This window comes from Paenibacillus sp. FSL H8-0317 (assembly GCF_045040685.1).
GTDB lineage: Bacteria > Bacillota > Bacilli > Paenibacillales > Paenibacillaceae > Paenibacillus.
On record NZ_CP150294.1, the window covers coordinates 6968282 to 6987663 of the forward strand.

17 protein-coding genes are annotated in these 19382 nt (G+C 47.5%); 4 read left to right on the top strand and 13 right to left on the bottom strand.

Features of this window, described 5'->3' with window-relative positions:
* Positions 1-268: 268 nt before the first annotated feature.
* On the top strand, positions 269-847 hold the full coding sequence (locus MHB43_RS31020) for an NAD(P)H-dependent oxidoreductase (RefSeq protein ID WP_339180439.1): 579 nt from the start codon (positions 269-271) through the stop codon (positions 845-847).
* A gap of 117 nt (positions 848-964) precedes the next feature.
* On the opposite strand, the gene nikE is transcribed toward MHB43_RS31020, so the two are convergent.
* The 10 genes from nikE to MHB43_RS31070 form a co-directional block, all read right to left on the bottom strand.
* On the bottom strand, positions 965-1765 hold the full coding sequence (nikE, locus tag MHB43_RS31025; RefSeq protein ID WP_339180441.1) for a nickel import ATP-binding protein NikE: 801 nt from the start codon (positions 1763-1765) through the stop codon (positions 965-967).
* 161 nt (positions 1766-1926) lie between these two features.
* Complete coding sequence (locus tag MHB43_RS31030) at positions 1927-2733, bottom strand: ABC transporter ATP-binding protein (RefSeq protein WP_339185473.1); 807 nt, start codon at positions 2731-2733, stop codon at positions 1927-1929.
* Between the two features lie 38 nt (positions 2734-2771).
* Positions 2772-3602 (bottom strand): nickel ABC transporter permease subunit NikC, encoded by an 831-nt coding sequence (gene nikC, locus MHB43_RS31035; protein ID WP_221819843.1) that lies wholly within the window; start codon positions 3600-3602, stop codon positions 2772-2774.
* Positions 3599-4543 carry a nickel ABC transporter permease subunit NikB gene (gene nikB, locus MHB43_RS31040; RefSeq protein ID WP_339180444.1) on the bottom strand — a complete coding sequence of 315 codons (945 nt, stop codon included), beginning with the start codon at positions 4541-4543 and terminating at the stop codon, positions 3599-3601. The genes nikC and nikB overlap by 4 nt, the downstream gene beginning before the upstream one ends.
* Before the next feature lie 75 nt (positions 4544-4618).
* Positions 4619-6253, bottom strand: coding sequence for a nickel ABC transporter substrate-binding protein (gene nikA / locus MHB43_RS31045; RefSeq protein ID WP_339180446.1), 1635 nt, complete (start codon positions 6251-6253; stop codon positions 4619-4621).
* Between the two features lie 296 nt (positions 6254-6549).
* Positions 6550-7491, bottom strand: a complete 942-nt coding sequence (locus MHB43_RS31050) for a glycoside hydrolase family 113 (protein WP_339180449.1) — start codon at positions 7489-7491, stop codon at positions 6550-6552.
* Positions 7492-7692: 201 nt separating this feature from the next.
* Positions 7693-8730: a glycoside hydrolase family 130 protein gene (locus tag MHB43_RS31055; protein ID WP_339180452.1), complete on the bottom strand. Its 1038-nt coding sequence runs from the start codon at positions 8728-8730 to the stop codon at positions 7693-7695.
* 21 nt (positions 8731-8751) lie between these two features.
* Positions 8752-9591 (bottom strand): carbohydrate ABC transporter permease, encoded by an 840-nt coding sequence (locus tag MHB43_RS31060; protein ID WP_405131019.1) that lies wholly within the window; start codon positions 9589-9591, stop codon positions 8752-8754.
* Complete coding sequence (locus tag MHB43_RS31065) at positions 9588-10475, bottom strand: carbohydrate ABC transporter permease (RefSeq protein ID WP_221819858.1); 888 nt, start codon at positions 10473-10475, stop codon at positions 9588-9590. Before MHB43_RS31065 ends, MHB43_RS31060 begins: the two co-directional genes overlap by 4 nt.
* A 196-nt stretch (positions 10476-10671) precedes the next feature.
* The gene (locus MHB43_RS31070; RefSeq protein ID WP_339306136.1) at positions 10672-11985 is read right to left on the bottom strand and encodes an extracellular solute-binding protein; all 1314 of its coding nucleotides are present in this window, start codon (positions 11983-11985) and stop codon (positions 10672-10674) included.
* 452 nt (positions 11986-12437) lie between these two features.
* Between MHB43_RS31070 and MHB43_RS31075 the strand changes: the two genes are divergently transcribed.
* The 3 genes from MHB43_RS31075 (at position 12438) to MHB43_RS31085 (ending at position 16026) form a co-directional block, all read left to right on the top strand.
* A complete protein-coding gene (locus tag MHB43_RS31075) occupies positions 12438-13628 on the top strand; it encodes an AGE family epimerase/isomerase (protein ID WP_339180463.1) in 1191 nt (396 codons plus the stop codon).
* Positions 13625-14809, top strand: a complete 1185-nt coding sequence (locus MHB43_RS31080) for a glycosidase (RefSeq protein WP_339180465.1) — start codon at positions 13625-13627, stop codon at positions 14807-14809. The genes MHB43_RS31075 and MHB43_RS31080 overlap by 4 nt, the downstream gene beginning before the upstream one ends.
* 140 nt (positions 14810-14949) lie before the next feature.
* A complete protein-coding gene (locus tag MHB43_RS31085) occupies positions 14950-16026 on the top strand; it encodes a substrate-binding domain-containing protein (RefSeq protein ID WP_339180468.1) in 1077 nt (358 codons plus the stop codon).
* Between the two features lie 75 nt (positions 16027-16101).
* Here the strand turns inward: MHB43_RS31085 and MHB43_RS31090 are convergent, their stop codons facing one another.
* The 3 genes from MHB43_RS31090 to MHB43_RS31100 form a co-directional block, all read right to left on the bottom strand.
* On the bottom strand, positions 16102-16470 hold the full coding sequence (locus tag MHB43_RS31090; RefSeq protein ID WP_339180470.1) for a hypothetical protein: 369 nt from the start codon (positions 16468-16470) through the stop codon (positions 16102-16104).
* A gap of 634 nt (positions 16471-17104) precedes the next feature.
* Entirely contained in the window at positions 17105-18532 is a 1428-nt protein-coding gene (locus MHB43_RS31095; protein ID WP_339180473.1) for a hypothetical protein, read from the bottom strand.
* A 289-nt stretch (positions 18533-18821) separates the two neighbouring features.
* Complete coding sequence (locus tag MHB43_RS31100) at positions 18822-19337, bottom strand: DUF2179 domain-containing protein (protein WP_036606590.1); 516 nt, start codon at positions 19335-19337, stop codon at positions 18822-18824.
* Positions 19338-19382 lie beyond the last annotated feature (45 nt).

The window sequence follows — 19382 nt, forward strand, 5'->3', positions numbered from 1 at the left end:
CGTAGGGAAAACGACGTGAGCAACTACGTTGTTTCCGAAGGAAACAACCTTCGTAAGTTCCCGCTTATTTCGGCTGAATCCCATCTTCGATGCTGATGATACCGCTAGGCATGATTTGTAATGCGGACTCTTTGAACAACTTCTAAAAGAGAATCGTCAACATACCATCAGGATATACCAGATGGATTATCGGGTCATACGTGACCTTTTCTTTTTGCACATGAGGTTAGTGTTCATTAACTAAAATAGTCAGGATGTGTCATCTTCCATGAAAAAAATATTAATTATTCAAGGTAATCCCGTCTCCCCCAGTTATAACGGCGCAATCGCCGAGGCGTACCACAAAGGTGCGGTGCAGGCTGGTGCTGACGTCCGCATGATCACCCTGAACGAGTTGGCGTTTAACATGAATCTGGAGGGAGGATATCGTAATAAACTTCCCCTTGAACCGGATTTGCTACAAGCTCAAGAAGCAATCAAGTGGGCCGAGCATCTCGTATGGGTGTTCCCAATATGGTGGGGAGGACCGCCTGCCCTGCTGAAAGGTTTTGTTGACCGAATCTTCATGCCAGGTTACGCCTTCAAGTATCAAAAAGGAAAACCTTTCCCGGATCAACTTCTCAAAGGCCGGACCGCTCGCATGATCACCACGATGGATGGTCCGAGCTGGTACTTCAAATGGTTCCAAGGTGAGCCTGCACATAAAATGATGAAAATCTCCACATTTGGACTCACCGGCATCAAACCTGTGCGTATAACAACTGTAGATCAAGTCGGGAAGAAGTCCGATGAACAGAGAAAGAATTGGCTCGATAAGATTGAGCAGCTTGGGCGGAAGATGGGGTAAGACAGAAGATAAAATTGCCTAATTCTAAACAAAAAAGGGATGTCCCCTACGTCATGTTCAAGACGGGACACCCCTTTGTTGCGTTTATTATAGTCTAACGAACCTTGCGCACATTATTTACCCAAATGAAATACGACCCGACGGATGCTCAGGCAAAATAGCTGTAACCAGCTGCTGGACTGCCGGATGATCCGACTGCATTACTGAATCCCCCGCATCACCGCTATAGACAATCCTGCCCTGATCCATCACGGCAATGCGGTCGCAGATCGTCATGGCCGCCCGAATATCATGTGTGATAAAGAGGTAAGACAACCCATACGACGTTCTGAGCTCCGCCAATAAGGATAGGATTTGCGTCTGGTGCACCATGTCCAGGCTGCTGATCGACTCGTCCAGTACGATTAACTTCGGCTTGAGCGCAATGGCTCGTGCGATGTTAACTCGCTGTAATTGGCCACCGCTGAACTGGTGCGGAAGCTTGTTGGCATCCTCTGGTGTAAGTCCAACCTGCTCAAGCAGTTGTCCGATCACACGAAGTTGTTCTTTTGCCGACAAACGCTCGTAATTATCCAGCGGCTCCCCAATGATCTGCGCGGCAGTCATGAGTGGATTCACAGCCGAATAACAGTCTTGGAACACGACCTGCAGATCACGTCGTAATCCCTTGAGGACGGGTTTGCTGGATCGGTAGATATCCTGTCCTTGAAATAAAACCTGACCCTGGCTTGGCTTCTCCAGACCAAGAATAATTTTGCCCAAGGTACTTTTACCTGCTCCACTCGTACCTAACAGTCCCAGACAAACACCCTTTTCAATCGTAAGTGAGATGTCTGCCAGCACAGGAGGACGTGCTCCCGAACGATCCAGCCAATTGCGTTTGCCATAGCTATGGCTTATTCCACATACCTGAAGCATCAGGTCATCCTCCTCTCTTGTACTTGGCAGAAGCAATCTCCGAAGAAGCCGAATTTAACCATCACCATGTTCATTCCACCCCTGCGCCTACCCACTCAAAATACAGTGCATACCCGCTCTACACATACACTCACTGAACGATTCATCTCATCAGTGATTCGCTATCGTCCCAAAGACATACTGGGTCTGGCATTTAACAACATCCGGGTATACTCATGCTGCGGGTGGTCGAACAGTTGGTGCACATCCGCCTGCTCCACAATTCGCCCCTTCTGCATAACCGCGACTTCATCCGCCATTTGCGAGATCACGCCCAGATCGTGGGAGATGAGCAAGATGGATGTGCCATACTCCGTACGTAGCCGATCCAATTCCTGAAGCACCTTGAACTGATTCACGACATCCAGTGCCGTCGTTGGTTCATCAGCAATAACCAAAGCCGGTCGCAGGCACATCGATATGGCGATCATCACCCGCTGCAACATACCGCCACTCAGTTGGAATGGATATCGCTTCATCAGTTTGACTGGCTCGGGCAGGTTCATGTCTGCCAAGGCAGTAATAGCCCGCTCTCGAGCCGCTGCTTTGGACATCCCCGTGTGCGTACGCAAGGTTTCAATGAATTGAGATCCAATCGTATATACGGGTGTAAAAGCATTCATCGGATTCTGCATAATAAATCCGATTTCCTTGCCGCGGATGCGCCGCATCTCCTCACCTGACAACGAACCCAGCTCCCGTCCATTCAGACGGATGCTACCCTTTACCTCCATCCTGCGAGGATCAAGCAGATGGAGCAGCGCGTTACACGTAACGGTCTTACCGCTGCCACTCTCGCCAACCAGACCGAAGACACGACCTTTTTCCAATTCGAAATCTATGGGCTCCAGTAACGGGACTAAACCCTCCGCTGTTCTAAGATTAACTTGCAGACCACGAACTTCGAGCACCTTCGCTGCATCATCCATCGTTACGTTCACCTCCATATGCCTTAGATTCCGAATCATTACCTTTTTGCAATGCCATAACGCTCAGATAACGCTTCTCCCAAGATGTTGAACGTAATAACTACCAGCAGAATTAATGCACCCGGGTAGATCATCAACTCCGGATGACTGCGAATGTAACCTGTTCCTTCATGGATCATGGCGCCCCATTCTGCATTCGGTGGTTGGATGCCAAGCCCCAAGAATGAAAGTGCCGATATATCCATAATCGCCCATCCCATCTCCAGCGTGCCCATCACAACAATCGGACGCTGCACGTTGGGGATGATATGTTTCCGAATAATCGTCCACGAAGAAGAGCCGCTAATCCGCGCCGCTGCGATAAAATTCCGTTCCTTCAGACTTACGACCATGTTCCGGCAGATACGTGCATAATACACCCACTGTACCATCATGAGGGCTAGAAGCACCTGCGTCAGACCTGGACCAAAGATCCCTACAATACCGAGCACCAGCACCAGATTCGGAAACGCCATAATGCCTTCACACAAGCGCATCAGCAGACTGTCCACCCAGCCACCAAGGTAACCGGAGATTGAACCCACAATGACACCTATGAGCAAAGAAGACAGAAAGATCAGGGTAGCAAATCCGAGCGACACCCGTGCTCCATACATCAGCCTGGTGAGATTGTCGCGTCCCAGATGATCCGTTCCCAGCCAATGCTCAGGCGATGGACTCGCCAGCTTCTGCAACAGGTTTACCTTCACCGGATCATGAGGAGCAATCCATGGGGCTAATAACGCGATCACGAAGAAAAGCAAGATGATCACCGAGCAGATCTGGATGGCTCTCTGTCCTTTAAATACCGCACGCCATTTGTTTATCAATGTTCTGCCCGTCCTTTCGCTGAAATCCGTGGGTCCATAACGAGCTGCACCAGATCAACGAGCAGATTGCATACGATGAACAGGCATGCCGCCAGGAAGACATAACATTGAATCACGGGAATATCCCGGTTAAATATCGCATCGACGAAATAACGCCCGAACCCAGGCCAGGAAAACACCTGCTCTACAATAATGGTGCCTGTGAGCAGCTTGCCCATACTCATCCCCATCCCCGTAATGAGGGGCGATATGGCGATTTTCAGCACATGCTTGAGCATAATCACTCGTTCGCGAATCCCGCGTGTTCTCGCATACTGTACATATGTCTCCTGCAATTGTTCCAGCACACTGGAACGCAACAATCGGGTGTAGACCGCAATCAGGATCATGGATAGTGTTACCGTAGGCAGGACCAGATTCTCCCACGATCCACGCCCCTCCACAGGCAGCCAGTCCAGCTTCACCGAGAAAAAGAAGATCAGCAGGTAACCGAGCCAGAATTGCGGAATAGATGCTCCAAAATAGGAAATCGCCCGGCTGACCATGTCAATCCAGCTATTCTTATACACCGCCGCCAGTACTCCCAAAGGAATACTTACCAAAACCGATAACAACATACTCCAGAAGGCTAGTTCAGCCGTAGCGGGAATCCTTAGTTTCACTTCATCCCATACGGGTTTGTTGGTGAGATACGAAGTGCCAAAGTCGAGCTTGGCAATCTTCTGAATCGTATGCGCATATTGGGTTAATAAAGGCTGATCCAGACCGAACTCATGCCGCTTTTGCGCAAGCAGCTCCGGTGTTGGATAGATATGAGCGGCTGTCAGATAAGCCTCGGCCGGATCAACTGGTGAAATATGAATAAGCGCAAAGGTAACGAGTGTAGCGATAAAAACGATAGGAATGATCGCGATCATTCGTTTCCCGATATAACTGATCAACAAACTTCCTCCCTTTTATCAAGCTACATGACCTTTCCAAGGCCTTACCATTTCCAAAATCAAAGTAATTATGACTTATTGATTGCCCAACTCAATGCCTACAAACGGATTCTCATCACGGTTTGCCGGGAAAATAAAGTTGGAAATTTTCTTCTGATATACCGCCGTTTTCTTAACATACGAGATGGGGACAATCGCCGATTGTTCCTGAAGTGTTGTCAGGATAGAGCCATACAGCTCCTGACGTTTCGTCTCATCTGTTGATGATAGTGCGGCATGTACCTGCTCGTCCAGTTCCTTTTTCATCGGCAAGGCACTGAGCGTCTCAGAGATACCAAATCCAGGGCTCGCTACAACGTTAATGAAGGAATGTGGATCATACGGAGCACCATAGTTGTACCAGAAATACAGGTCAAAATCATTGGCTTTCAACCGTTTGATCTGTACCGTCAGTTCCAGCCCAGTGAGGTTTACCTTAACCCCAAGCTCGCTCCATTCCGCCTGAATGGTCTCAGCCATCGCTTTCTGAATCGGGTCCGTCTTGTCAAAAATCATTTCGAATTCAAGCTGTTGTCCGTCTTTCTCACGAACGCTACCATTCGCAGGCATCTTCCAACCCGCTTCATCCAATAAAGCTTTGGATTGTTCCACGTTATATTCGATCGGTTTCAGGTCAACATTGGTGTATGGGTAGTTTTTGGATAGTGCCGTATCTGCCGGTTCTTCCAGACCCAGAGTGATGCCTTCCACCATCGCTTTTTTGTTAAATCCTTGCTGGAGCGCCATCCGCACTCTGAGATCAGACAGCTTCGGATTGGAGGAATTCAGCAGCAGATCTCGCGTACCTACCGGATCAGACAGCTGACTCACATATTTATCGTTGTCACGAAGCTGTTGGAACGCATCCAGACTGATCATACCTTCACCATAGATCAGGTCGAGATCACCTTTTTCAAAAGCAAGCACGCGGGTTTCTGCATCAGGGATGATCTTAACCGTAATCTGATCCACCTTCGGTGCGGTTCCCCAATAATTCGGGTTGCGTTTGAAAACAGCATATTCGTCCTGCTTGTAATCAGCCAGCATCCACGGGCCAGTACCCACCGGCTCTTTGATGCCTTGGGAAGTATCTCCGTCATCCGGGAATCCGGCTTCACCCAGGAAGCGGAAAGGACGAACCACCGACAAGTCCTGAAGAACAGGATAATACGGCTCTGTGAGTGTCATGCGGAAAGTCTGATCGTCCACAACCTCCGTCTTGTCGAGCACACCTACAATGCCCAGCCAGCTATGTGTGTCTTTATTTTTCATTACAGCGTCAAAATTCTTTTTCACAATCTCAGCATTAAATGGCGTACCATCTGAGAATTTCACACCTTGGCGAAGCTTGAATGTATATACTTTGCCGTCATCGGAGATCGTCCATGATTCTGCCAGCGCAGGTTCCAGTTTTCCGTCCTTCTGGTAACTGATCAGCGGCTCATAGAGCATGGATTGGGCAAATAATTGCGAAGGATTGTACGTGTGCGGATTCATTGTACCGATATCACGTGGCCATGACATCGTAATCGACTTCGTAGATGTTTGATCCGAAGCAGCAGATGAGGATTCATCTCCACTTCCTGTATTGCTGCAACCCACAATAACGAATAACAACAAGAGCATCGTTGCCAGCGTGAGGGCCGAAGATTTGCGATGTTGTACAGACATGGATGTTGAACCCCTTTTCTCTATTTTATGATAATGATTATCATATTCATCCATTAAGAATAGGCAGGAGCCCTCCTTTTGTCAACAAAATTCGACATAGTATGCATCACTACTAAATATGCCAAAAAAGCCCTTCCTGTAGGAGGAAGAGCCTCTCGACCTGCATATGAATCACAACTGAAAAAATAAGCTTCACCATAATCTGTTATTCCTTGCTCACAGCATGGAAATCACGAAAGTACATATGGAGATATATCACTGAGATTCATCATCACATACACCTTCTTATTTCTCGTTTAAACTTCTACAGCGATGCCCTCATAGAACCGACGAATTACCTGCTCCGCTGGCTTGCCGTACACTCCATATCCGTCATCGGTCAGCGCATCCTTCTCCGCGTGTAAATGTGCGCTCCAATCCCACAGACCGAATCCGCGTACCCAGTCACGCTGACTGACATGCCGGAACATGGCTTCATAGAAACGCTCCTGTTCCTCCGCGCTCACTTCGCCTTCCAGCCCCCAATCATTCGGTACTTGGGCTGATCCATTGCGGCTGGGACAGCCTGCTTCCGCGAAGAAAAAGGGTTTGCCATAAGGAGCAATCGCCTGTTCAATACGATCCAGTTGCGCCTCCCAATCTCCGATGGGATAGTAACCACTGGAAGAGATGACATCCACGGCATCCCACCACTTCACATGGCCTTCCTGATATTTGTCCGTGTTGTATGACACCAGCCCAGTATACACTTCACGCACACCGGCGATCACCTCGCGCCACTCTTGATCCCGACGCTCGGATTGCACCATCTCACAGCCAACGATGAACATTTCACACTTTTCCTGCTCTGCAATCGCTGCATAATGCTTCTGAAATGCCGTGTAGCTGCGGAACCAATCCTTCCACTTTGGCTCACACGGCACATCGATATCAAAAAAGTTAATGTGTGCACGCCATGTGCCATCGGTACAGTTGACGGTTGGTTTCAGAATGACACGCAGCCCGAGTGTACGGGCATAACGAATCATGTCCACCAGTTCATCATCCTCCACCAGATGTGCACCCCGATACTTCACTTCTACCGCCTGCGGATGATCCTGATGTGCCGCCAGTGCAAAAATAACATGTGAACTGCCTGTACGTTCTGCCATCAGACGCAAAGACTCTTTGGCTTCCGGCTTGCGGAAGTCGCCCCTGCCACTCATCCAGCCAAATGTAAATCCCTTGATATACTCCATATGCATTGCTCCCCAATGTATACACTTTCACTACGATTGCAGTACCATCTTCCGATCGCCGTTATCCCCAGATTTCTGTCAATCCCTTTTATACAAGGGAGAAATCCGGGGATAAATGCGACCACTTCGCTTCTTCAGATTGGTTCTGCACTCTCCGTTATTGTGTAAATTTCAGCTTTCCCAAAATTTGTTTCACTTCGATTACAGCTTGCCCTCTTCATGATCTCCGGCGATGACTTCATCCGTCTCGATCACATAGTTCACGATCTCTTCGATGGTCGTGTACGCCACGCCCACATACGTATCAGCAGCGCCGTAATAGATGGCGATACGTCCGGTATCAGCATCATGCAGTGTTGCACACGGGAAGATGACGTTATCAACGAAGCCTTGTTCTTCATACCATTTTTCCGGTGTCAGCACGAAGTTGGAGGAACGATATTTTACTTTGGATGGCTCATCCAGATCCAGAATAACCGCACCCATGCTATATACCAATCCACTACAGGTTCCCGTGACGCCGTGGTAAAACATCAGCCAACCTTCGGACGTTTCGATCGGAGCAGGACCGCCCCCAATTTTGACCGATTGCCACCAGCCTTGTCCGCCTTTGCTCATCACATGACGGTGCTTGCCCCAGTACACAAGATCCGGGCTTTCACTCAGGAAGATGTCCCCAAATGGCGTATGTCCACTGTCACTTGGTCTGGACAACATTACATAGTTGTCCTTGATTTTGCGCGGGAACAATACGCCATTACGGTTGAATGGCAGCATTGGATTTTCGAGGCGGACAAATGTTTTGAAGTCATCTGTTTTGGCCAGGCCCAGTGCTGCGCCGTAGAAGTCTGTACACCAGATGATGTAATACGTATCTTCGACTTTGACCAAACGTGGATCGTACGCATAGTTCGGCATAAATGGATCACCATTTTCATCTACAAATGCAATACGCTCTTCTTCAATCGTCCACTCCAAACCGTCCTCACTTGCCCCCATGTGCAGGTGCGGACGGCCATTAACGGTTTCGGCGCGGAATACACCAATAAATTTTCCTTCATACGGTACAACAGCACTGTTGAAAATGCGGGCAATGCCTTTGACCGGGTTACGCGGAACCACCGGGTTCGCCGAGTGTCTCCATACCGGGCCTTCCGTTCCCTCCGGTTTGGCTTCCCACGGCATATTCGGCAAAGCATCCCCAACAATGTGTACGTTTTTCGTTTCAGCAACTGACATTTCCATTTCTCCCTTCGGTTTTTATTTAACTGAGCCTTGCGCGAAGCCGTTGTAGATGTACTTCTGTAGCAGCAGGAAAATGATCATGGTTGGAATAATGGCGATCATGATGCCGGCACTGATGACTTCCCACTGCGATCCGAACGGCCCCTTGAATTTGAACAAGGCGGTGGATATGACCTGTAGATCGGCCTTTGGCATGTAGAGGAACGGTGTGTAGAAGTCGTTATAGATGTTCACACCCTTCACGATAATGACCGTTACAATGGCCGGTTTCAGCAGTGGCAGAATGATTTTCCAGTAGATCGTAAAGTACGAAGCGCCGTCCAGCATGGCGGATTCATCCAGTGCACTTGAGATGGAACCCAGGAATTGCAGGAAAATATAAACCGCGATGATATCTGTACCCAGGTACATCACGATGGCTGCCCAGCGCGTGTTGAACAGGTCGAGGGCGTTAATGATCTGGAATGTGGCGACCTGCGTCGTAACACTTGGAATCAGCGTAGCTAGCAGGAATGCCGCGACCATGATTTTCTTACCTTTGAATTTGAAACGATCCAGTACATACGCGATCATGGAACCCGTTAACGTTGCACCTATAATGGAGATGATCAGGATAATAATTGTATTTTTGAAACCGACCAGCATGTTGCCATCCACAAAAGCCTTCGTATAATTCGCAAAGTTCAGCCAGTTGGCTGGCGGGGCAAGCGGACTGCTGGTAGCGTATTCCGCATTGGTTTTGAGAGATGCAAACAGGATGACCACGATGGGTAACAGCGCGATAAACGCCGCAAGCACCAGGGAAGCATATTTAACCACGCTCGCAAGGGTGTATTTGAATTGGTTCACATTCATTCCTCCCCTTTCATGGTGACGCGCTGAACGAGCGTAACGAGAATAACGATCAAGAGCAGCACCACAGCCATGGCGGATGCCAGTCCCAGCTTGCCATATTTAAACGCCAAATGAACCGTCTGGATTACAAATGTCATACTGCCGTTGGAACCATCAGTCATGATATATGGAATATCGAACGCACTAATTGCGCCGCTAATCGCCAAGATCAGGTTGAGCTGCAGGATGCGTGTAATGCTTGGCAGGATGATGTGGCGGAATTGCTGCCAGCGATTGGCACCATCAATATCGGATGCTTCATACACATCCTTCGGAATGGAGGAGATTGCACCCAGGAAAATGATAAAGTTGAAGCCCATGTATCTCCATACCGAGGCACCTGCGAGTGACACGTTAATAATATTGGGATTACCGAGCCAGAGCTGCGTGTATTGTCCCAGCCCGACAGCCTGCATGAGCATATCGAGTGTACCGTCCGGTTTGAAGAAAAAGAGAAAGATAAAACCGATGGCTACCCCATTCAGCAAATAAGGGAAAAACAGTATGCCTTTGAAGAAGTTTTTGCCTCGAACTTTGAAACTCAAAATCGTGGCAAAGTAAAGCGCCAAGCCCATCTGTAAGAACGTAGCCACGAAGTAATACAAGCTGACAATAAATACTTTGAAGTATTCGGGATCACTGAATATGCGCGTATAGTTCTCAAACCCAACATAATCAAACCTTTTACTGTATCCGTTCCAATCGGTGAAACTGTATTTGAACATGTTGATGACCGGTAAGTATGCAAACGTGAACAGCAACGCCAGCGGAATAATTGAGAAGGCACAAATGATAAATATGCGTTGCGCTGAGTAGCCCCAATTCGAAAGTTTTAAGTACTTCATGCTCTCCACACCTCCAAGCGGTTCTCCCGCCTATATATCGAAAGACTCCCGTCCAATGGAATTCCGGAGGAATAACTGCCGGGGAAAGAGCATGGGTATCATGCTTTCAAATACCACATACTCCATGCTCCATTCAGATATGGATTCCTATATCCCCGCAGTCCATTCATCACCTGATCCACTTACGTTAATCCAATTATTTCGTGAGTTCTGCTCTTGCTTTTACCCACTTGTCGTTCAGATCTTTCATGATGTCGTCATATGATTCCTTGCGGTTCCCAATACCTGCTTCGATAATGCGTTTCTTGAAGTCAGGCTGCCAGAGACCGATTTCGCCTTCGTTATCAATCTTGTCAACCAGCCCTTCTTGACCACCTTTGGCAGGTGTAAGCGTGGAGAATTTCACATCTTTATATTGATCCAAAATCGGTGGCAATTCAGCATTCTTGTCTGCATCCATACCGCCGCCCTGTTCAACTGCGTAGTTCGATTTCGCCAGGAACCAGTCAATCCAGGCTTTGGCAGCAGGTTTGTTCTCACTGTTCACGTTCATGCCGATGTTATAGTCAGCGGAGAGCGGAACCACAACCTCACTTGCATTAGTTGGGAAAGGTAAGAATCCAATATTGTCCGGTGTATCCGTCATCCCTTGGATCTGTGTAATCGCCCAAGAGCCCAGTGCCATCGTAGCAATTTTGCCTTTGGCAAGATCAGCCTTGGAGCTTTCCCAGTCGGTTGTTGTTGGGTCTTTCTCGATTAGACCGTTCTTGGCTGCATCATAGAGCACTTTATATAGTTCATAGTGCGGCTGACCAGGCACAAAGTTCTCATCTGTATTCGGTTGGTCCACGTTAACGTAATCCACACTGCCTGCCACGGTTGGCAGATCCGATTCCCATTGGGTGAGAGCCCAGCCGGATGCATAGTTGGTGTAGAGTGGAACCGCATCTGTATTGTCTTTGACCAGTTGAAGCGCAGCCTGGAATTGCTCCGGTGTTTTGGGAATTTCCATAATGCCAGCGTCTTTGAAGACCTGTTTGTTATAAATGATTCCGGAGAACGTGATCACGGTAGGGATACCGTACACCTGACCATCCACCATGCGTTCTTCAATAGCGGTGTATTTGTCTTTCAATTCATCGTACGTGCCGAGCGGCTCGAAAAAGTCCGGGATATCTGCGATCGGAACACTGGTCGGGATCATCAGTACATCACCATAATCCTTGGTGCTCATACGGATCTTCACTTGTCCTTCGTAGTCGGCCAGCGCCTGAAAGTTAACTTTGACATCGGGATATTCCTTGTTGAATTCTGCTGCGTAGTCTTTGAACACGGTATCCACAATATCTGTCCGTTGCGTCAGAACGGTTATTTCACCTTTGATATCTGCCGGATCTGTACTGATCTCCTCCCCTGCCTGCGAAGATCCACCTCCGGATGAACATGCAGCAAGTAGCGAAGTGATGAGCAGCATCGTCAGCAACATCATCCAACCTTTGTTTTTTCTCAATTGTTTCGACCCCTCTCTTAAGTAAATTTAGGTTATCGTTAAGGTTACAAAATGAATTCTATTATGGTAACGCTTACCTGTCAATTAAATTATTTATAAATTAACAAGAGAAATTGCGAAGTAATTCGTTGACATCTGTTTTTCAGGGCACTAATATTGTTTAATAAAGTTACCGTTAACTTAACTATATATATTGATTAAACATTTACACGAAACGTAGAGGACAGAAAGAACCTGAAAAAGCGGAGCGTTCGCCTAAAAGCTTTCTGAAAGAAAGCTACATCGGAAGCATACGCTATCACCGGAATTTCACCTTTGAAAAAGGGAATCAAAAAAAATCTGGGGATAACAGCGATCGGAAGGTTATTCTGTCATCGGAGTGGCCAGTGTAAATATTCTTTAGTCAATTTATATATTAAGATTTATGTAACACGTTGAAGGAGCGCTCACTTATGAATACCAAAACAACCCAACTCCAATCTGAGATGAAGGAACATTGGGAAAAGCAAATTTTACCCTTCTGGTCCACCCTTAAAGATACAACCCACGGTGGATTCTACGGCTGGGTTGGCAATGATCTTCAGGTGAATCAACAGGCACCCAAAGGCGGAATCGCAACGGCACGACAACTCTGGTCTTTTGCAGCAGCGTATCGGGTTACCGGAAACGAAAGATGGCGCGAGTACGCTGAACATGCATACCGTTTTCTCGCTGACCATGTGATGGATACCGAATATGGCGGTATGTACTGGATGGTAGATTACACAGGGGAAGCATTGGATACGAGCAAACATGTGTATACGCAATCATTCGGTGTGTATTCACTCAGTGAATACTATCGTGCTACCGGGGATGCTTCTGCATTGGAACTTGCGAAAACGCTTTTCGCTCTAATCGAGGACAAAGGTCTGGATGCCGAACTACCTGCGTACAAGGAACAATTTGATCGCACATGGAAGGAACAGCCCAATGAAATGCTGAGCGAAAATGGGGTTATTGCGGATTACACAATGAATACGCATATCCATGTGCTGGAGGCCTACACCACACTCTATCGCGTGTGGCCGGATCAACAAGTGAAGGCGGCGCTGGAACGCCTGCTCGGGATTCTATATGAACGGGTGTATGACCAAGACACCAAGTTTCTCGGGGTATTTTTCAATAAACAGTGGGAATCCCTCATTGACCTGCGCTCGTTTGGACATGACATTGAAGCCAGCTGGCTGATCGACGAAACGTTAAAAGTGCTGGGGCTGGAACAACATCCGGAGTATGCGGCGATGGTAACAGATATTGCCTATAACATCTCCAATGTAGCCGTGAATGTGGATGGTTCCCTGTTAAATGAACAAGAAGGTGAACATATCGATGAGAAGCGAATTTGGTGGGTTCAAGCCGAGGCGATGGTCGGTTTCTATAATGCATATCAGCGTACAGGTGATCCGCTGTTTCTGGAGAGAGTGGAGCGCTTGTGGACCTATACAAAAGAAAACATCATTGATCAGCGCGCTGGTGGGGAATGGTACTGGTCAGTTGATGGGAACGGCACACCGGATCAGAGCGAAATTGCCGGACCGTGGAAATGCCCGTATCACAATAGCAGATTCTGTATTGAACTAATCGAGAGGATGGGATCAGAATGATACACCCGAAATACAAGGAGTTACTGGAGAAACAGGAGCAGCTGCTTACTCGCCCCAATGAGATCAATTCTTCCTTCTACAACGGCATATATGATCGGTATCAATATCCGGTTATCACCCGCCATCATGTACCGCTGCATTGGAGATTCGATCTGGATGAGACGACCAACCCGCATTTCATGGAACGTCTGGGCATTAACGCAACGCTTAATCCAGGAGCCATCTATTTCAATGGCAAATACGTCATGGTTATTCGTACCGAAGGATTGGATCGCAAATCGATCTTTGCGCTCGCCGAGAGTGACAATGGCATCGACGGATTCCGCTTTACAGGTAAACCATTAGTCTGGGAAGATATTGATGCGGATGAAACCAATCAGTATGATATGCGCCTTGTTCAGCATGAGGATGGCTGGATCTATGGCATCTATTGCTCGGAACGCAAAGACCCGGAGGCTCCTACATTTGACACGTCCAGCGCAGTGGCACAGGCAGGATTGGTTCGGACACGAGATCTCACAAGCTGGGAACGGTTGCCCAACATAACAACGAATTCCCCTCAACAACGCAATGTCGTATTGCACCCGGAATTCGTGGATGGAAAATATGCCTTCTACACCCGTCCACAGGATGGATTCATCTCCACAGGCAGTGGCGGCGGAATCGCCTTTGGTCTGTGTGAGGATATCTTGAACCCTGTCATTCATGAAGAGACAATTATCGACGAACGGCAATATCATACGGTATATGAGGTCAAAAACGGTCAAGGCCCTGCTCCGCTCAAGACGGATCGTGGCTGGATCCACATTGCTCACGGGGTTCGGAACACCGCGGCAGGCCTGCGTTATGTGTTATACACCTTCGCCACCGATCTGAATGATCCGGCGCGTATTATTGCCAAGCCGGGCGGCCACTTCATTGCTCCTTATGACGATGAGCGGGTAGGCGATGTGTCCAATGTTATTTTCTGCAATGGTGCTGTGGTCAATGAAAAAGAAGAAGTCTTTATCTATTACGCATCCAGCGATACCCGCTGTCATGTGGCAACAACCACGCTGGAAAAACTAGTTGATTATACGTTCAATACACCGGCTGATCCGTATCGTTCCCTGGACTGTGCCAGCCAGCGGGGTCAGCTGATTGAACAGAATGAGAAGCTTTTACAGAAACAATTAACGTAACATCGGTAGAGCGTCCTCTCAGGGAAACCTGCAATGTGCTGAAAATTAGCGAAACAACAGCCAGAATGGCTTTATTCCAAGTGGGTAACGATGTATACTGATATGGATTGTTATTATGTTGGAAGAAAGTGTTCATCATAATGACAGCACATTGTGCCTATACCGGCTTGAAGGAGGCGACCATACTGAAGAACAATATCACCATGCGGGATATCGCCGACAGGCTCGGGGTCAGCAGTGTGACCGTCTCGAAAGCATTGAATGATAAAGATGGCGTGAGTGGCGAATTAAAGGAAAAAATTAAAGTGCTTGCTGTTGAAATGGGCTATCGGTATAATGCTGCTGCCCGTTCCATGAAGGAAGGCTTAACCCATAATATTGGCGTAATTATCCCGGAGCGTTTTACCGGGCCGACGCAGTCGTTCTATGTACGCGTGTTCCAGCGCATCACCAAACATCTGGAGGAACAGGGCTACTACGGCATTCTGCACATTCTGAATGTGGAGGATGAGGAGGAATTAATACTGCCCAAGCTGTACAGCGATAACAAAGTCGATGGTTTCATCGTGCTCGGACAGATCAGCAAAGAGTATATTGAACTGGTGCGATCAATGGAGGTTCCCAAAATGTTTCTCGACTTCTACGATGAACATTCGGACATCGATTCAGTTGTTACCGATAACTTTTACGCTGCCTATGAGCTGACGAACTATTTGGTTCAGCAAGGCCACCGGAACATTGCTTATGTAGGGAACCTGTATTCCACGAGCAGCATACAGGACCGATTCCTCGGTTACTACAAATCCTTGCTGGAACATCGGTTGCCAATGAATCCGGATCTGGTTCTGAATGATCGGGATGAACGGGGTACGTTTATTGAGATTGATCTGCCGGAACAGCTGCCAACCGCTTTTGTATGCAACTGTGATCAGGTCGCTCATCTGCTCGTTCAAAAACTGACTTCCATGGATATTCAGGTGCCTGGCCAATGCTCTGTTGTTGGTTTTGATAATGATATCTATGCGATGTTATCCGATCCCAAGCTGACAACTGTTGAAGTAGATGTGGAACAGATGGCACGCACGGCAGTTCAGTCCATGCTCAAAAAGGTCGACAACCCGAACCGCAGTTTCGGCCGTGTACACGTGAAAGGCAACATCATCTATCGTGACTCGGTGAGTGCTGTGTCTGCCTCATCAGATATTATGGATATTTGAATTAAAAAATGAAATAAACGAACACAGATGACTGGCCTTTATCTTACTGGCCAGTCTTTTCTGATACAGCGGAGCTTAACGCCGGCGACGATCTGTTGAATTCTTCAAAAATGTAGTCGTTCTCCAAATCGAGAGGATGAGGATCAGCTCATACACATTGGTTAAAGTACCGGTTTCCACTGGCAGGGAGATTAACTGCCCTGCAAACAATAATGCAGTCCCAACAAACAGCCATACCCATTTATGTTTGAAAAGAACGATCAGGCTAACAAATAAGAGTACAAGCCCCACGATGATCACCATCATCGGCGGACCTCCATGACCTTCTGCCATATATCTCAGTACTCCATACTCTTCTGTAACTTTGAGATTTTGAACCTCGGATAAAGTAAAGCCTACAATCTGGTAGATAACCAGACCCAGCGTTATCAGCCATGCTACCACACTCGTTATTCTTCTATTTGCAAACCTGGCACCTGAGCTGCGCAATATATGGTAGCTAGCAAGAATAAGGGTAGGGGTAGCAAAGGCATGTAGCCAAAATCGAAGGCTACTGAGAACCATTAGCGGTTCCCCTTCCCCGATTATATTACCTAGAGCAATAATTCCATTATCATATGCTAAGCTGAACGCTACGAATAACTGAAAACTGGCATACGTAAGCCATTGCTTCCTCTGGGTCAACGCGACGGTCATCCGAATAACAAGTATCAAATAAACAAGAGTAAGTGCGAAGTATATCCATACATCCAAACTGCTTCACCATCCTTATTGGTCAATTCTAATAAATTATATTTACCGGTAAGTAAAATTACAAGATGAATTTGAATAAATGGTTAATTTGTCATAAATTACTCACTGGGGTAATGAAGATGAATATTGATATACAACGATCACCGGAGAGACCAACACATGCTGTAGCTGGAGATGGTCCACTTTTACAAGAAATCATTCTTCTATAGGCCACCAAACTGTTTATAGAGCTAAATTATATAAAAAGAGCACTCCCGGCAATCTTAGCTGCAGGAGCACTCTTTTCCTTATTTGAAGAACGTAAAAGCAACAGGTTACTCTGATATCAATAACTTGTCTTCAACCAATTATCCTTGGACCAGGTCAGTTTACCCGAACCCGCGCCATTGGAAGCCGTGAGGCGTGCATTCAAAGTGGACGGATCATCCGTAGTATAGCTGTACGGCAGTGACGAGAAGCCATTCCAGGAGAAGGATTTTATCACCGCCGGGATTGGCGCCAGTGGACTGCCAGACGTATCACTGCTGCCACGGAATGAGCTGCCATCCAAAGAATACATAGTATCGGTCACTCTGATTTTGCCGGTATAGGTTGGATCTGCCGGATCGGTCTGATTGTTGCGCACAGGATACAGCACGTCCTTGATGACTGATTTCTCAACTAATACGGCTCCGCTCTCTGTGGAGATTGCCCCATTGCCAATGATATCGAACTTATAACCTTTGGACGCAATCGCTGTTGCCATCGCTGTTGTAATTTTGGCTTTAGCGGCACGTGCCCCTGTCGAATCCATCACGATGTTGTATGCATGTGCGTTGCCTCCACGCAGGCGTGGCATCCGGTCCTGAATATCTTTGTAGAGATTATGGTGCAGTGTCATGGACAGGTTGGCGTTAGCTGATTCCAGGCTGGTCGAACCGACCAGATGTCCTTTCTTCTGTGGTCCCGAGATGGCAATAATATCGGCTTTGCTGAGACCTACAGCACTGCTGCGAAGGTAGTTGTACATGGGATAGGAAGCCTTATTCGCTTCCAATTCGTTAATCTGCTGGGTAACCCAGCTGTTCGAGCTGCCGTCATCCCCTTTGAAGAGGGACCAGGAGATGGTCACGCCGCTGGTTCCTTTTTTCGAATCGACAAGTCCGTCATAGGCTTTATTAAATGTGCAGTGATCAATCCATACGTTGCTGTTCTCCTCCAGGGTGATGTAATCCCAATCGTTCTTGTCGTAATCACCTTTGGTGGATTCATCCCATTCCCATAACTCATCGAATTCCAGGTTACGGATGATGACATTTGAGCTTCGTTTCACGCTGATTGCAGCGTGTTTGATTTTGGAGCCGTTAGCGGAGAAAATCGTGAGTCCATTGAAACCGTCAATCGTGAGCTTGCTGACACCTGTCTGTTTTAATACAGGATGTGTCAGCGCATCATTATGCTTGGCAAAAGGAGAAATCTGCGCTGCACTCGGAATTTCATTCCATCCCAGATTCAGATCGTTCATGATCTCAACAACTTTGACACCGGAGTTCTTTTTCAGCGCCAATGCCAGATCGGTCGCATTATACACTTTCTTATACGTGGCTGTGTTGGATTCGTTAATAATGCCGCCGCCCGTATTCCCTTGGGAGAAGCCTGTGAGATTGTAGTCTGCGTTGCCTGCTGCCTGCACACTTGCCGGGCCGGACAATAAAGTTAACCCCAACGTTAGAGCCAAGGCTGTGCTGCATAAGCTTCGAAATTTGATTTTCATCGATTCCATTCCTCCCGAAATATAATGATTACATTCGCCCATCGCTGCCATGCCATGTTACGAAGGACATGTTCTCAATGTACATTTTGTAAACGATTACAACAATAATCCCTATCTCACATATGGTTGGAAAAGGCTGGTATGGTAAGGGTTTGTACTGTAAGCAACCTTGAATCGTACAGAGTTAACTTGGGGAGTAAGGTTTCATGGATATATCGTGGTACAAGAACATTCCAGATGGGATGAAATTAAAAAAGCAGGACTGCATCTGCTGCAGACCTGCTCGATTTTACTTTTTGATGGAACGTGTCCAGAAGCCGCCATGGAACTGTTTGGGCTCCACGGTAATAACAAATGCTTTGGGGTCCAGATCGAGAATCGTCTGGTAGAGCAATTTCTGGTTTTTACGTTTTGCCAGAATCTCCATCACAAGCCGATCTCCATCACGTCCACTGCCCACCCATGCAGTAACACCATATCCTTTATCTCGCAGGGCATTCGCGACGTTGTTGCCCATCTGGTTACAGATGACTTTAACGGTAACGTAACCGAGCGCGATCTTCTCTTCAATCCACGCACCGAGCAACACCCCAAGTCCATAACCCACCGCGTACACAATCAGGGCCGAAGGCTGAGTCAGGTATTGGAGCACCAGATTCAGACCGAGTACATAGATCACAATCTCACCCATGCTGATCAGTGCGGCGATATATTTCTGTCCTTTGAGTGTCAGAATCATCCGGAGTGTATAAGCGGATACGTACACAATCTGGATCAAAAAGATAAATACCAATATTTTAAACAATCACAATCCCTCTTTCCTGGCCTTCACAATGGAATTGGCCCTTTG

Bases quoted from the DNA above. Each gene is read 5' to 3' on its own strand.
- nikA (WP_339180446.1), bottom strand. From the start codon at position 6,253: ATGTCTGTACAACATCGCAAATCTTCGGCCCTCACGCTGGCAACGATG.
- MHB43_RS31020 (WP_339180439.1), top strand. From the start codon at position 269: ATGAAAAAAATATTAATTATTCAAGGTAATCCCGTCTCCCCCAGTTAT.
- MHB43_RS31055 (WP_339180452.1), bottom strand. From the start codon at position 8,730: ATGTCAGTTGCTGAAACGAAAAACGTACACATTGTTGGGGATGCTTTG.
- MHB43_RS31075 (WP_339180463.1), top strand. From the start codon at position 12,438: ATGAATACCAAAACAACCCAACTCCAATCTGAGATGAAGGAACATTGG.
- MHB43_RS31080 (WP_339180465.1), top strand. From the start codon at position 13,625: ATGATACACCCGAAATACAAGGAGTTACTGGAGAAACAGGAGCAGCTG.
- nikE (WP_339180441.1), bottom strand. From the start codon at position 1,765: ATGCTTCAGGTATGTGGAATAAGCCATAGCTATGGCAAACGCAATTGG.
- MHB43_RS31085 (WP_339180468.1), top strand. From the start codon at position 14,950: ATGACAGCACATTGTGCCTATACCGGCTTGAAGGAGGCGACCATACTG.
- MHB43_RS31030 (WP_339185473.1), bottom strand. From the start codon at position 2,733: ATGGATGATGCAGCGAAGGTGCTCGAAGTTCGTGGTCTGCAAGTTAAT.
- MHB43_RS31095 (WP_339180473.1), bottom strand. From the start codon at position 18,532: ATGAAAATCAAATTTCGAAGCTTATGCAGCACAGCCTTGGCTCTAACG.
- MHB43_RS31065 (WP_221819858.1), bottom strand. From the start codon at position 10,475: ATGAAGTACTTAAAACTTTCGAATTGGGGCTACTCAGCGCAACGCATA.
- MHB43_RS31060 (WP_405131019.1), bottom strand. From the start codon at position 9,591: ATGAATGTGAACCAATTCAAATACACCCTTGCGAGCGTGGTTAAATAT.
- MHB43_RS31050 (WP_339180449.1), bottom strand. From the start codon at position 7,491: ATGGAGTATATCAAGGGATTTACATTTGGCTGGATGAGTGGCAGGGGC.